The sequence below is a fragment of the Zoogloea sp. 1C4 genome (assembly GCF_009469605.1).
Taxonomy (GTDB): Bacteria; Pseudomonadota; Gammaproteobacteria; order Burkholderiales; family Rhodocyclaceae; genus Zoogloea; species Zoogloea oryzae.
Genome location: NZ_SSXU01000007.1, coordinates 148130 through 160939, shown reverse-complemented (window position 1 = coordinate 160939; position 12810 = coordinate 148130). Strand labels below are relative to the sequence as shown.

At 64.1% G+C, this 12810-nt stretch carries 15 protein-coding genes; 1 reads left to right on the top strand and 14 read right to left on the bottom strand.

Annotation, left to right across the window (positions count from 1 at the left end; all coding sequences use genetic code 11):
• Nucleotides 1–3 precede the first annotated feature (3 nt).
• From GH681_RS11025 to rpoE, 9 genes are all read right to left on the bottom strand, one after another.
• Complete coding sequence (locus GH681_RS11025; protein ID WP_153161523.1) at nt 4–369, bottom strand: DUF4845 domain-containing protein; 366 nt, start codon at nt 367–369, stop codon at nt 4–6.
• A 2-nt stretch (nt 370–371) separates the two neighbouring features.
• Nucleotides 372–1160: a signal peptidase I gene (lepB, locus tag GH681_RS11020; RefSeq protein WP_153161522.1), complete on the bottom strand. Its 789-nt coding sequence runs from the start codon at nt 1158–1160 to the stop codon at nt 372–374.
• A 22-nt stretch (nt 1161–1182) separates the two neighbouring features.
• Nucleotides 1183–2979, bottom strand: coding sequence for a translation elongation factor 4 (gene lepA / locus GH681_RS11015; protein WP_153161521.1), 1797 nt, complete (start codon nt 2977–2979; stop codon nt 1183–1185).
• A gap of 66 nt (nt 2980–3045) precedes the next feature.
• Nucleotides 3046–3300 (bottom strand): glutaredoxin family protein, encoded by a 255-nt coding sequence (locus GH681_RS11010; RefSeq protein WP_153161520.1) that lies wholly within the window; start codon nt 3298–3300, stop codon nt 3046–3048.
• A complete protein-coding gene (locus GH681_RS11005; protein WP_153161623.1) occupies nt 3290–4669 on the bottom strand; it encodes a DegQ family serine endoprotease in 1380 nt (459 codons plus the stop codon). The genes GH681_RS11010 and GH681_RS11005 overlap by 11 nt, the downstream gene beginning before the upstream one ends.
• 50 nt (nt 4670–4719) lie before the next feature.
• A complete protein-coding gene (locus tag GH681_RS11000) occupies nt 4720–5175 on the bottom strand; it encodes a SoxR reducing system RseC family protein (protein WP_153161519.1) in 456 nt (151 codons plus the stop codon).
• Nucleotides 5175–6140, bottom strand: coding sequence for a MucB/RseB C-terminal domain-containing protein (locus GH681_RS10995; protein WP_153161518.1), 966 nt, complete (start codon nt 6138–6140; stop codon nt 5175–5177). The genes GH681_RS11000 and GH681_RS10995 overlap by 1 nt, the downstream gene beginning before the upstream one ends.
• The gene (locus GH681_RS10990; protein WP_153161517.1) at nt 6137–6682 is read right to left on the bottom strand and encodes a sigma-E factor negative regulatory protein; all 546 of its coding nucleotides are present in this window, start codon (nt 6680–6682) and stop codon (nt 6137–6139) included. Before GH681_RS10990 ends, GH681_RS10995 begins: the two co-directional genes overlap by 4 nt.
• 4 nt (nt 6683–6686) lie before the next feature.
• The gene (gene rpoE, locus GH681_RS10985; protein ID WP_153161516.1) at nt 6687–7286 is read right to left on the bottom strand and encodes an RNA polymerase sigma factor RpoE; all 600 of its coding nucleotides are present in this window, start codon (nt 7284–7286) and stop codon (nt 6687–6689) included.
• A gap of 212 nt (nt 7287–7498) precedes the next feature.
• Between rpoE and nadB the strand changes: the two genes are divergently transcribed.
• Nucleotides 7499–9088, top strand: coding sequence for an L-aspartate oxidase (gene nadB / locus GH681_RS10980; RefSeq protein WP_153161515.1), 1590 nt, complete (start codon nt 7499–7501; stop codon nt 9086–9088).
• Here nadB and GH681_RS10975 read toward each other — a convergent pair.
• The 5 genes from GH681_RS10975 to fabD all read right to left on the bottom strand — a co-directional run bounded on the left by GH681_RS10975 (nt 9085) and on the right by fabD (nt 12805).
• A complete protein-coding gene (locus GH681_RS10975) occupies nt 9085–9516 on the bottom strand; it encodes a protein YgfX (RefSeq protein ID WP_153161514.1) in 432 nt (143 codons plus the stop codon). The two genes, nadB and GH681_RS10975, sit on opposite strands and share 4 nt — an antisense overlap.
• Nucleotides 9517–9542: 26 nt before the next feature.
• Entirely contained in the window at nt 9543–10778 is a 1236-nt protein-coding gene (gene fabF / locus GH681_RS10970) for a beta-ketoacyl-ACP synthase II (protein WP_153161513.1), read from the bottom strand.
• 18 nt (nt 10779–10796) lie between these two features.
• Nucleotides 10797–11036, bottom strand: a complete 240-nt coding sequence (gene acpP / locus GH681_RS10965; RefSeq protein WP_153161512.1) for an acyl carrier protein — start codon at nt 11034–11036, stop codon at nt 10797–10799.
• Nucleotides 11037–11123: 87 nt separating this feature from the next.
• Nucleotides 11124–11873 (bottom strand): 3-oxoacyl-ACP reductase FabG, encoded by a 750-nt coding sequence (fabG, locus tag GH681_RS10960; RefSeq protein WP_153161511.1) that lies wholly within the window; start codon nt 11871–11873, stop codon nt 11124–11126.
• Nucleotides 11870–12805 (bottom strand): ACP S-malonyltransferase, encoded by a 936-nt coding sequence (gene fabD / locus GH681_RS10955; RefSeq protein WP_153161510.1) that lies wholly within the window; start codon nt 12803–12805, stop codon nt 11870–11872. The genes fabG and fabD overlap by 4 nt, the downstream gene beginning before the upstream one ends.
• Nucleotides 12806–12810 lie beyond the last annotated feature (5 nt).

Sequence of the window (12810 nt, the reverse complement as noted above, 5' to 3'; positions counted from 1 at the left end):
GGCTCAGTTTGCGTCGGACGACGCGGAGAATTCGATCAGCAGGCTCACCTTGCCATAGAGCGGCACCTTGCGGGCGTAGTCGACCGACATGACGATGCGGCCGTTTTCCTTGGTGATGTCGATATCGGCCGGGGTGACGCTGGTGATGTCATCCACGGTGACGCGCTTCGAGAAGGCGTTGCGCAGCTCGGAAACTGTCGCGCTCTGGGGGTTGGAGGCGCTTACCACCGCGGCCAGCGCACGCTTGATCCCGAAGTACTCATTGACCACCGGGATGAGCTTGAGGCCCAACACCACGAGTGCAGCCATCGTGCCGCCGACCAGCAGCACGCTGACAAGACTCAGGCCCGATTGACTTTTTCGCGTCATGATCACTGGAAGCTGCCTATCCGTTTCAGGTCGCTGGAATTGAACCAGATGTAGAAAGCCTTGCCAACAATGTTCTTTTCCGGGACGAAACCCCAACCGCGGCTGTCGAAACTGCCGTCGCGGTTATCACCCATCATGAAGTAGTGGCCCGCGGGAACGGTGCAGGAAAGGCCGCGGTTAGTATAGGTGCAGTTTTCCTGGAACGGATACTTGGTGACCTGGGAAACGTATGCCGGCGCGGCATTTTCCACGATGATCCGGTGCTCGACGTTGCCCAGCTTCTCGACGAAGCTCGGCGAATAGTAGAGCCTATCGGTGTGCAGGTAGTCGCCGGCGGCGTTTTGCGGCACCGGCTGGCCGTTGATCGTGAGCTTCTTGTCTAGATACTCGACCTTGTCGCCGGGCAGGCCGACCACGCGCTTGATGTAGTCGAGGGACGGATCGCCCGGAAAGCGGAACACCATCACATCGCCCCGCTGCGGCTCGTTCACGTCGATGATCTTCTTGTTGATCACCGGCAGGCGGATGCCGTAAGTCCACTTGTTCACGAGGATGAAATCGCCCACCAGCAGGGTCGGGATCATCGAGCCGGACGGGATCCGGAAAGGTTCGACGACGAACGAGCGCAGGCAGAAGACCACCAGGATCACCGGGAAGAAGCTCGCACCGTACTCGACCCACCACGGCGTCTTGGCGCCCACGCTGCGCCGCTTGCTGGCGACGAAACGGTCCAGCGCCCACAGCACGCCGCTCACCAGCAACAGCAGGAAAAGAATCAGGGCGAAATTCACGTATCAGCTCCAGTCAGCAGGCTCATTTACCTTCATCCACCCGCAGCACGGCCAGGAAGGCTTCCTGCGGAATCTCCACGTTGCCCACCTGTTTCATGCGCTTCTTGCCCTCTTTCTGCTTCTCGAGGAGCTTCTTCTTACGGGTGATGTCACCGCCGTAGCACTTGGCCAGCACGTTCTTGCGCAGGGCCTTGATGGTCTCACGGGCGACGATATTGGAGCCGATCGCCGCCTGGATGGCCACGTCGAACATCTGGCGCGGGATCAGCTCACGCAGCTTGGCCACCAGCTCGCGACCCCGGTACTGGGAGTTGGCGCGGTGCACGATGATCGACAGGGCATCCACCTTCTCGGAGGACACCAGCACGTCGAGCTTGACCAGATCGGCGGCGCGGTATTCCTTGAACTCGTAGTCGAGGGAGGCGTAGCCACGGGACACCGACTTCAGCTTGTCGAAGAAGTCCATGACCACTTCGTTCATCGGCATGTCGTAGATCAGCTGCACCTGACGGCCGTGGTAGAGCATGTCCACCTGGGCGCCGCGCTTCTGGTTGCACAGGGTGATCACCGGGCCGACGTATTCCTGGGGCAGGAAGATCACCGCCTTGATGATCGGCTCGCGCACCTCTTCGACCTTGGACAGATCCGGCAGCTTGGACGGGTTGGACACCTGCTCGACGGTCCCGTCCTTCATCAGCACTTCATACACCACGGTCGGCGCCGTGGTGATGAGGTTCATGTCGAACTCGCGCTCCAGACGCTCCTGCACGATCTCCATGTGCAGCAGGCCGAGGAAGCCGCAGCGGAAGCCGAAGCCCAGCGCCTGGGAGACTTCCGGCTCGAACTGCAGCGAGGCGTCGTTGAGGCGCAGCTTTTCGAGGGATTCGCGCAGCTGATCGTACTCGTTGGATTCGACCGGATAGAGGCCGGCGAACACCTGCGGCTTGATCTCCTTGAAACCGGCCAGCGGCTGTTCGGCCTTGCGGCCGGCCAGGGTGATTGTGTCACCCACCTTGGCGGATTTCAGTTCCTTGATGCCGGCGATGATGAAGCCCACCTGCCCCGCAGAGAGGGATTCCCGCTGCTGCGACTTGGGGGTGAACACGCCCACCTGCTCGCACAGGTGCTGGGCGCCGTTGGACATGAACAGGATCTTGTCCTTGGGCTTGAGGGTGCCATCCACCACGCGGACCAGCATCACCACACCCACGTAGTTGTCGAACCAGGAGTCGATGATCAGCGCCTTCAGCGGCGCGTCCGGATCGCCCTTGGGGGCCGGAACGCGGGCGATCACGGCCTCCAGGATGTCCTCGACGCCCATGCCGGTCTTGGCCGAACAGGGAACCGCGTCGCTCGCATCGATGCCGATCACGTCCTCGATTTCCTGCTTCGCGCCATCCGGGTTGGCCTGGGGCAGGTCCATCTTGTTGAGGACCGGCACCACCTCGACGCCCTGGTCGAGCGCGGTGTAGCAGTTGGCCACCGTCTGGGCCTCGACGCCCTGGGAGGCATCCACCACCAGCAGGCCGCCTTCGCAAGCTGCCAGGGAGCGGGAGACTTCGTAGGAGAAGTCCACGTGCCCCGGGGTGTCGATGAGGTTGAGGTTATAGACCTGGCCGTCGCGGGCGCGATAGCTCAGCGCCGCGGTCTGGGCCTTGATGGTGATGCCCCGCTCACGTTCGATGTCCATCGAGTCCAGCACCTGGGCTTCCATCTCCCGGTCGGACAGGCCGCCGCAAAGATGGATGATCCGGTCGGCCAGGGTGGACTTGCCGTGGTCGATATGGGCGATGATCGAAAAGTTTCTGATGTGTTGCATGGGCCACGAAAAAGGGTGCCGTTGGGCACCCTTGAAAAAATTGTTTGCCTGACAAAGGGTTGGATTTTAACCGATACGCCGGAAATGAGCACGGACTGCGGATTCGTCAAGAAAGTAGTGACATAGTTCCACATCCCCGTCGAGCAGCACCGGCACTTTCTCACCCCAGACTTCCTCGAGTTCGGGGGCGTCCGTGTCGAGGTCCACGACCCGAACCGAAAACCCCAGTTCATCCTGGAGCGGGGCGAGCGCGGCGAGCAGATCATGGCACAGATGGCACCACATCCGGCTCAGCACGATGAGCTGGCGATCAGCGCTCAAGGGTTCGCAGCGGAACAAAGGTCTGGGTTTCGCCACGCAGCACCAGCAGCGTGACTGTCTGACCGAGGTCGAGGGCACCCACCACCCGGTTGAACTGCTCCACCGAGCGGATGTCGGTGCGAACGCCCTTGCTCACCAGCGCCAGGATGCCGTCGCCAGCCTGGATCTCGGAAGCCCGTGCCGACGCACTGCGCAGCGCATCCACCACCACGCCGCCAGCGGGGAAACGCCCGTCGCGACGCTGTTCGGCGGTGGGCTCGACGACAACGATGCCGAGCCGGTTCGGCGCCACGTCCTGCCGCGGCGCCTTGAGCGCAACCTTGCGGGCTTTGTCCTCCGGCAGCTCCGCCACCATCACCACCAGATCCCGCACCGTGCCCTTGCGCCACACCTGCACCGGCGCCTTGCTGCCCGGCCGCGTGCTGCCCACGAGGCGCGGCAGATCACCCGACACGCCCACCGTCCGGTTGTCAAAGCGCAGGACGATGTCGCCCTGCTCGATGCCGGCTTTATCGGCCGGACTGCCCTTCTCCACCGAACTCACCAGCGCGCCCACCGGCTTGCCGAGATTGAAGCTGTCGGCGAGTTCGCGAGAGACCTCCTGGATCACCACGCCGATGCGCCCACGCTGCACCCGGCCACTGGCGCGCAGCTGGGACTGAACATCCATTGCCACATCGATCGGGATCGCGAACGACAGGCCCATGAACCCACCTGTGCGGCTATAAATCTGCGAGTTGATGCCGACCACCTCGCCCTTCATGTTGAACAGCGGCCCACCGGAGTTGCCCGGATTGATGGCCACATCGGTCTGGATGAAAGGCACGAAATTCTCTTGCGGCAGCGAGCGGCCCTTGGCGCTGACGATCCCTGCCGTCACCGAATTCTCGAAGCCAAACGGCGCGCCGATCGCCACCACCCAGTCGCCCACCCGCAGCTTGCCCGGATCGCCGAAGCTGACCTTGGGCAGGCCTGTGGCGTCGATCTTGAGCAGCGCCACATCGGTGCGCGGGTCGGTGCCGATCAGGCGGGCGCGGAACTCACGCTTGTCGGTGAGCTTGACGACGATCTCGTCGGCGCCATCGACCACATGGGCGTTGGTGAGCACGTAACCATCGGGCGAGACGATGAAGCCGGACCCGAGGGATCGATTGTCCGGGTCCATCCGCGGCGCCGACGGCCCGCGCGGAATGAAACGCCGGAAGAGATCGAACATCGGATCGTCCTCGTCCAGGCTAGGCACACCCGGGCGCGCCTGGCGCAGCGCCTGGGTGGTGCTGATGTTCACCACCGCCGCCCCCTGGCGCTCGGCCAGATCAGCAAAATCGGGCAGCTCCTTGGCCAGCGCAATACGGCCGGAGAGCAGCATGGCAGCCACCACCAGCCAGACAAATACCCGATGGAAAGACAGACCGACGCTCATCGTCCGCACACCTCCGACGACGAGCTACCACGCTCAAGCCGCAGCGGGGCCGCACCCCGCGTCCAGGCAGATCGCCCTCGGGCCAGCAGAAACGCCATCACGCCCCCCGCCACCGCACCGATGCCGGCCGACAGATCCACACTGCCACCGACCGGCGCCACCGCTGTGCCGGCAACTGCACCGAGCAGCACGCCAACCACCGGCAAGGCATAGGCCAGCAGGGCCGCACGCAGGGGAACCCCATCCTCGACAACCACGCCAACCTCGTCACCCGGCCGCGCGTCGATGCCGTTGGGCACCCGCACAGCCTGACTGGACGACGCCAGCGGCCTAGCGATATTGACGCCACCGCAGCCGCCGGGCTCATTGCAACGACCGCAGCCCTGGGCCACGCTCACATCCACCCACGCGTAACCGGATTCGACCCGCGACACCACCCCCTTGACCCGCATTACCGCTTACGAACCTCCACGCCATCTGCGATTCGCACCAGCGCAGCCTGGGGGACTTCGCCCAGTGCGGTGATCTGGTGATCGGCTACCGTGCGCCGGAATATATTGACGGCGCCGTTGGCGCTCATGCCACTCTGGTGCCCCGGTTTGGAGGGCAGCGGCTCGATGAACACCGAGATCGCCGCCAGCCCGTCCGAAAACACCACGTGATAAGCCTCGGCCCGATCCTTGCGCGCCGGCCGCGTGACCGACACGACCTGCCTGAAACCCGGAATCGAGTTGCGGAAGATCCAGCCGGTATCCTCGACCTTCACGTCATTGCCCCGGGCCTGCGCCACCTTCCAATCCGGCCCCCGCACGAAACGAGGCTTGACCTTCTCCTTGTCGAAGGGCACACCGATCTGAACCTCGCTGAAGGCAAACTGTTCGATGCTCTCGCCCTTCTCGCCGATCAGGCGGGCGCGGAGCAGCAGGCCAGAGTTCACATCCGCCCAGAACTGGTGCCCGAAGCGCATGTCGTCCTTGGGTTCGAGAATGATCTGCTGGCTTTCGAGCCCGGCGATCCGCACGACCTCGCCCTTCCGGATCCGGTAGTTCTCGGCCAGGGCGCTCGGCGACGACGGCAGCCGCGCCGGAAACCCGCGCCGGGCCGCCGACTGATCGACGATCACCAGCTTCTGGTCGGGCAGAAAGCACTGCACCTCTTCGTTGTTGCGCACAACCTCCCGCGGGCTGCCGTCCAGCGCCTCGAGCTTTTCAAACTCGGCGCCGCCATCTACCAGATGGGCGATCCGCGAGGTCTCGACGTTCTTGCCGCTCTGATAGCTGAAGGTGCCCGTGTAATTGAGCTTGTGCGCAGCGCTGGAAATCCGGCCAAGCCAACTGAGGGGATCGGTCGACGCATCCGCGCCGGCTGCCACTCCCGCCGTCAGACACGCTGCCAGAAGTACGACGAATCGCTTCATCGCTGCCCTACCGCGCGGCTGTCGGAAACGGTCCGCACGTAAAGCGCCACGCCCGGCATGGCCGCCGAGGGCGCCATCGCCTGATGGGCGAACAGGTATTCGCGCTCGGACGACTCGGCCGTCGCGCCAGTGGCGCGGGCTGCGGTGTCGGCCGGTGCGCTCACCAGCGCCACCGGCTGCTGCACCTTGGCAGCAGCGATACGCTCCGCCGCCGGGCCGTCGCTGTTGAGGGTGATTGCCACCCAGCCAACGGCCGCCACACCCATGACCGACGCGGCGATCGGCATCAGATGCCTGACCAGGCCGCTGCCGACTTCACGCCGATGGGGCGCAACGATGGCCGGCTCATCCTCGATGCAGCGCATCACGTTTCGCGCGAAATCCGGCGAGAGTCCACGCTCATCCCGCAGCACGTCCCCGATCAGGCAGAAGTTTTCCCATTCCCGTCGAAGCGCCCCATCCCGCTTGAGCGATTCGAACATTCGGGATGAAGCCTCATCGTCGAGGGCGCCATCCAGCAGGGCAGAAACCTTTTCTTTCATCGTCTTACCACCTCTTGTTCGGAGCCGTGTCGAGCAACGGCCTGAGCTTTTCTGAAATTGCTTCCCGGGCGCGGAAGATCCGCGACCGGACGGTGCCGATTGGGCATTCCATGATCGAGGCGATCTCTTCGTAACTCAAACCTTCGATCTCCCGTAAAACGATCGCCGTTCTCAATTCCTCAGGCAAGGCCTCCATCGCCACATTGACGGTATCCCCGATCTGCTTGGTCATCAGCAGCCGCTCCGGCGTGTTGATATCGCGCAACTGATCCCCATCCTCGAAGGTTTCAGCTTCGTCGGAATCGAAATCGGTTGAGGTTGGAGCGCGGCGGCCTTGCGAAACGAGGAAGTTCTTGGCGGTGTTGATCCCGATACGATACAGCCAGGTATAAAAAGCGCTGTCTCCCCGGAAGGACGGCAAGGCGCGATACGCCTTGATGAACGTTTCCTGGGCGACATCCTCCACTTCGGCGGGATCTCGGATCAATCTCGACAACAGCCGGGCGAGCTTGCGCTGATACTTGGTGACCAGCAGGCCGAAAGCCTGTTTGTCACCGCGTTGGACGCGCTCGACCAGCAGTTGGTCAATTTCGCGATCACTCATGGTCGGGAAAGGGCTACCTCGTAAGGCGTGACCCGGTCGGTCACAGCCCCGCAGTATACCTTGTGCGTCCTGCTTCCCCGCCAAAGTACTGAGGTTGACCGCATCGTCTGGCGCATAGTTCAGTCGCCCAAAGGGTTTTGTTGGCGTCTGCAGGGCAGATTGCACGTGCTATAGTCGGCCATCCGAACTATCGCCCCCCGCGGAATTCCGAAGTGACCGCTTTTGACGTGCTCATTCTGGGCAGCGGCCTCGCCGGCCAATCACTCGCCCTTCGTCTCGCAGACACCCTGAAGGTCGCCCTCGTCACCAAACGCACGCTCGAAGACAGCGCCAGCGCCTGGGCGCAAGGCGGCATCGCCGCGGTGCTCGACCCCACCGACAGCACGGAAGCCCACATCGCCGACACCCACACGGCCGGGGCGGGGCTGTGTTCCAAGAAGGCCACCCGCTTCGTCGTCGAGAACGGCCCCCGCGCCATTCAATGGCTGATCGACCACGGCGTACCCTTCACCTCCGATTCCAGCTCGCCGATCGGCTATCACCTCACCCGCGAAGGCGGACACGGCCACCGCCGCGTCATCCACGTGGCCGACGCCACCGGCGCCGCGGTGCAGGCCACGCTGACCGAACAGGTCCGCGCCCATCCGAACATCCAGATCTTCGAGCAGCACATCGCCGTCGACCTCATCATCGGCCACAAGATCGGCCGCCCCGAGGCCGGCTGCCTTGGCGCCTACGTCCTCGACATCGCCAACGACGAAGTGCGCACATTTGCGGCACGTCACACGGTGCTCGCCACCGGTGGCGCGGGCAAGGTCTACCTCTACACCACCAACCCCGACACCGCCACCGGCGACGGGGTTGCCATGGCCTGGCGGGCCGGCTGCCGGGTGTCGAACATGGAGTTCATCCAGTTCCACCCCACCTGCCTGTACCACCCGCAAGCCAAGTCCTTCCTGATCTCCGAAGCCGTCCGCGGCGAAGGCGGCCTGCTGCGCCGCCCCGACGGCAGCCGCTTCATGCCCGAGCACGACAGCCGGGAAGAACTGGCCCCCCGCGACATCGTGGCCCGCGCCATCGATTTCGAGATGAAGAAGCACGGCCTCGACTGCGTCTTCCTGGACATCAGCCACAAGCCGGCCGACTTCCTGCGTGAACACTTCCCCAACATCTTGGCCCGCTGCGCCGAACTGGGCATCGACATCACCCAGCAGCCGATCCCGGTCGTACCGGCCGCGCACTACTCGTGCGGTGGCATCGTCACCGACCTGCGCGCCCGCACCGACGTACCCGGCCTTTACGCGGTCGGCGAAACGGCCTGCACCGGTCTGCACGGCGCCAACCGGCTGGCCAGCAACTCGCTGCTCGAATGCCTGGTGTACGGCGAGGCTGCCGCGAATGACATCCTCGCCAACCCGCGCCCCCACGCGGCAGAGCTCCCCCAGTGGGACGAAAGCCGCGTGACCGACGCCGACGAATCCATCGTGATCTCCCACAACTGGGAGGAGCTGCGGCGTTTCATGTGGGACTACGTGGGCATCGTCCGCACCAACAAGCGGCTCCAGCGGGCCCAGCACCGCATTCGCTTGCTCGCACGGGAGATCGACGAGTTCTACAGCAACTTCCGGGTCAGCAACGATCTCATCGAGTTGCGCAACCTGGTGGTCACGGCCGATCTCATCGTCCGCAGCGCCCTCAAGCGCAAGGAAAGCCGTGGCCTGCACTGCAGCCGCGACTACCCCACCACCCTGCCCGCGGCCCGCGACACCATCATCCGCCCCAGCCGCAGCAAGACCAGCTAGGCGTTCTCGACGCCACGCCCCGCAACAGGCCCGGCTCTCAGCCGGGCCCATATCTGCAGCCGACGCCACGCCTCGGGCGTGGTCTGGTCGCGCATCACGAGCAGCGTACCGCCACGGCCACCACCCTGCCGTGGCCAGACCAGCCAGACTGCAAAAGGCGTCACCGTTGTTTCAGACCCCAGCCTCAGACGGCGCTCGGCAGCACCATCAGGGTCGATCAGCAGATCACCTTCCGATGCCAGCCCCAGGCGCGTCCCCGCCTTCCGCCACTGCGTCCAGAACCGGACACACGAGCCGACAATCACGGCCAGCCCGCACAACCACACCATCGGCTCGACGCTGAACCCCAATGAAAAAGCCGCCACGACATGCATCCCCGTCACAAGAACGAGGAGCAGCCGGGACGGCTTGATTTCAATGACTGTCACGATGCACGGGAATCCGTGCCGCGAACTCAGACCTTGCGGAACACCAGCGTGCCGTTGGTGCCGCCAAAGCCGAAGTTGTTCTTCACGGCAATGTCGATCTTCATGTCGCGCGCCACGTTGGCACAGTAGTCGAGATCACACTCCGGATCCTGCTCGAAGATGTTGATCGTCGGCGGCGAGATCTGGTTATAGACCGCCAGCGTGGTGATCACCGATTCGAGACCACCAGCGCCACCCAGGAGGTGACCGGTCATCGACTTGGTGGAATTAACCACCAGCTTCTTGGCAACATCCGCACCGAAGGCGAGCTTGATCGCTTCGGTTTCGTTCTTGTCGCCGAGGGGCGTCGAGGTGCCGTGGGCGTTGAGATACTGCACTTCGTCGACGTTGATGTCGGCGTTTTGCAGCGCATTCACCATGCTGCGGCGCGGACCATCAGTATCCGGTGCGGTCATGTGATAGGCATCGCCGCTCATGCCGAAACCGGCAATCTCGGCGTAGATGCGGGCGCCGCGCTTGACGGCATGCTCGTATTCCTCAAGCACCAGCACGCCTGCGCCTTCACCGAGGACGAAGCCATCCCGATCCTTGTCCCACGGACGGCTTGCCGTCGCGGGATCGTCATTGCGGGTGGACAGCGCCTTCGCCGACGCAAAGCCACCGACGGCCAGCGGGGTCACCGTCGATTCGGCGCCACCGCAGACCATCACGTCCGCATCACCGTACTCGATCATGCGCGCGCTCATGCCGATCGCGTGCAGACCGGTGGTACAGGCCGTGACGACAGCAAGATTGGGGCCCTTCATCCCGAACATGATCGACAGGTTGCCGGAGATCATGTTGATGATGGTGCCGGGAATGAAGAACGGAGAAATTTTGCGAGGACCACCGCCGAGGAAATCGTCGTGGGTGTCCTCGATCATCGGCAAGCCGCCGATGCCGGAACCGATATTGACACCAATGCGGTGAGCATTGGCGTCGGTTACCTCGATGCCCGAATCGCGGATGGCCTGGATGCCCGCCGCAAGACCGTAATGGATGAAGATATCCATACGGCGCGCTTCCTTCGGGGAAAGATAGGCGCTGACATCGAAGCCCTTGACCTCGCCGGCAATCTTCGCCGAAAAGGCAGAGGTGTCGAAACGGGTAATCTGAGCGATGCCGGAACGGCCATTGACAATGGCGTCCCAGGTTTCAGGTACGGTATTACCGACCGGCGTGATGGCGCCAAGGCCGGTGACGACAACTCTGCGTCGGGTCAAGGCAGGCTCCTGCGAATCTTACTTCTTCAGGTGGGCGGAGACGTAGTCGATCGCCTGCTGAACGCTGGTGATCTTCTCGGCTTCTTCGTCGGGGATTTCGCACTCGAATTCTTCTTCGAGGGCCATCACCAGCTCGACGGTGTCGAGGGAGTCGGCACCCAGATCGTCAACGAAGGACGATTCGTTCTTGATTTCGGCTTCGTTGACACCGAGTTGTTCGGCGACGATCTTCTTGACACGAGCTTCGATATTTTCCATGTAGCAACTCCTTCGCTGATTGAGCGGGGTGAATTCAAAACCCCCGCATTCTACCAAAAACGCGCACCCTCGCCAGTCCGGCGAGGATTACGCCATGTACATGCCGCCATTGACGTGCAGGGTGGCCCCCGTCACGTACGATGCGGCGGGCGACGCCAGGAAGCCGACCACCGAGGCGATCTCCTCCGGCTTGCCGAGACGACCGAGGGCAATCTTGCCCTGCAGGGCCTCGCGCTGGGCGTCGGGCAGTTCCTTGGTCATGTCGGTGTCGATGAACCCCGGCGCGACGCAATTGACGGTGATGTTGCGGCTGCCGAGCTCCTGGGCCAGCGCGCGGCCCATGCCGGCCACGCCCGCCTTGGCGGCCGCGTAGTTGGCCTGGCCGGGGTTGCCGGAGCTGCCGACCACCGAGGTGATGTTGATGATGCGGCCGTTACGGGCCTTCATCATGCCACGCATGACGAGGCGGGACATTCGGAACACCGACTTGAGGTTGGTGTCGAGCACCGCATCCCATTCGGCATCCTTCATGCGCATCGCCAGGTTGTCGCGGGTGATGCCGGCGTTATTGACCAGCACGAGCACCGGACCGAGGCTCTTCTCGATCTCCGAGATGGCCGCCTCGCAGGCCGCCGCGTCGGTCACGTCGAGGGCCAGACCGCGACCGGGGATGCCCGCCGCCTCGAGCCCGGCCTGGATGTCGGCAGCGCCGGCCTCGGACGTGGCCGTACCGACCACCGTCGCACCAAGGCGGCCCAGTTCGAGGGCGATGGCCCGGCCAATACCGCGGGAAGCGCCGGTGACCAGCGCCACCTGCCCTTGCAGAACCTGACTCATGCTGCCTCCGTCGTCTGGAGAATCTCTGCGAGGCTGGCCGCATCGGCGATCGCGCCGCCCTGCAGACTGCCTTCAATGCGCTTGGTCATGCCGGCCAGGACCTTGCCCGGGCCGCACTCGAAAACGTGGGTCGCGCCACGGCGGGCGATGTCCTGCACAGTCTCGATCCAGCGCACAGGCGAATAGGCCTGACGCACCAGCGCATCCTTGATGCGGGCCGGGTCGGTCTCGACGGCCACATCCACGTTGTTAAGCACGGCGATGGCCGGCACCTTGATCTCGATCTCGGCCAGACGCAACGCCAGTCGCTCGGCGGCCGGCTTCATCAGCGCGCAGTGGAAGGGCGCGCTCACCGGCAGAAGCACGGCACGCTTGGCACCCTTGGTCTTGGCAACCGCCATGGCGCGCTCGACGGCAGCGCGGGCGCCAGCGATGACGATCTGACCGGGGGAATTGAGGTTGGCGGCGGAGACGACCTCGCCCTGGGCGGCTTCGGCACAGGCCTCGGCGGCGGCGGGTTCGTCGAGGCCGAGCAGCGCAGCCATCGCGCCCTCACCGGCCGGGACGGCTTCCTGCATGGCCTGGGCGCGCAGGCGCACCAGCTTGACGGCCTCCTGGAAATCCAGCGCACCGGCAGCAACCAGCGCGGAATATTCACCGAGGCTGTGACCGGCAACGAGGCTAGGCGTGGCGCCGCCACGGGCGATCCACTCGCGATACACGGCCACGCCGGCGGTGAGCATCAGCGGCTGGGTATTGACGGTCTGGGCCAGCACTTCGGCGGGGCCGTCGGCGACCATCTGCCACAGATCCTCGCCAAGGGCGGCGGAGGCTTCGGCGAAGGTGTCGCGGATCACCGCGGAATCACCGTAAGCCGCCATCATGCCGACCGACTGGGAGCCCTGCCCCGGAAAAACGAAAGCGAAATTCATCATCC

What these genes read in the sequence shown, in the direction of transcription:
- GH681_RS11025 (WP_153161523.1), bottom strand. Translation starts at nt 369, where the DNA reads ATGACGCGAAAAAGTCAATCGGGCCTGAGTCTTGTCAGCGTGCTGCTG.
- lepA (WP_153161521.1), bottom strand. Translation starts at nt 2,979, where the DNA reads ATGCAACACATCAGAAACTTTTCGATCATCGCCCATATCGACCACGGC.
- GH681_RS11005 (WP_153161623.1), bottom strand. Translation starts at nt 4,669, where the DNA reads ATGCTGCTCTCCGGCCGTATTGCGCTGGCCAAGGAGCTGCCCGATTTT.
- GH681_RS11000 (WP_153161519.1), bottom strand. Translation starts at nt 5,175, where the DNA reads ATGCGGGTCAAGGGGGTGGTGTCGCGGGTCGAATCCGGTTACGCGTGG.
- GH681_RS10995 (WP_153161518.1), bottom strand. Translation starts at nt 6,140, where the DNA reads ATGAAGCGATTCGTCGTACTTCTGGCAGCGTGTCTGACGGCGGGAGTG.
- GH681_RS10990 (WP_153161517.1), bottom strand. Translation starts at nt 6,682, where the DNA reads ATGAAAGAAAAGGTTTCTGCCCTGCTGGATGGCGCCCTCGACGATGAG.
- rpoE (WP_153161516.1), bottom strand. Translation starts at nt 7,286, where the DNA reads ATGAGTGATCGCGAAATTGACCAACTGCTGGTCGAGCGCGTCCAACGC.
- acpP (WP_153161512.1), bottom strand. Translation starts at nt 11,036, where the DNA reads ATGGAAAATATCGAAGCTCGTGTCAAGAAGATCGTCGCCGAACAACTC.
- fabG (WP_153161511.1), bottom strand. Translation starts at nt 11,873, where the DNA reads ATGAGTCAGGTTCTGCAAGGGCAGGTGGCGCTGGTCACCGGCGCTTCC.
- fabD (WP_153161510.1), bottom strand. Translation starts at nt 12,805, where the DNA reads ATGAATTTCGCTTTCGTTTTTCCGGGGCAGGGCTCCCAGTCGGTCGGC.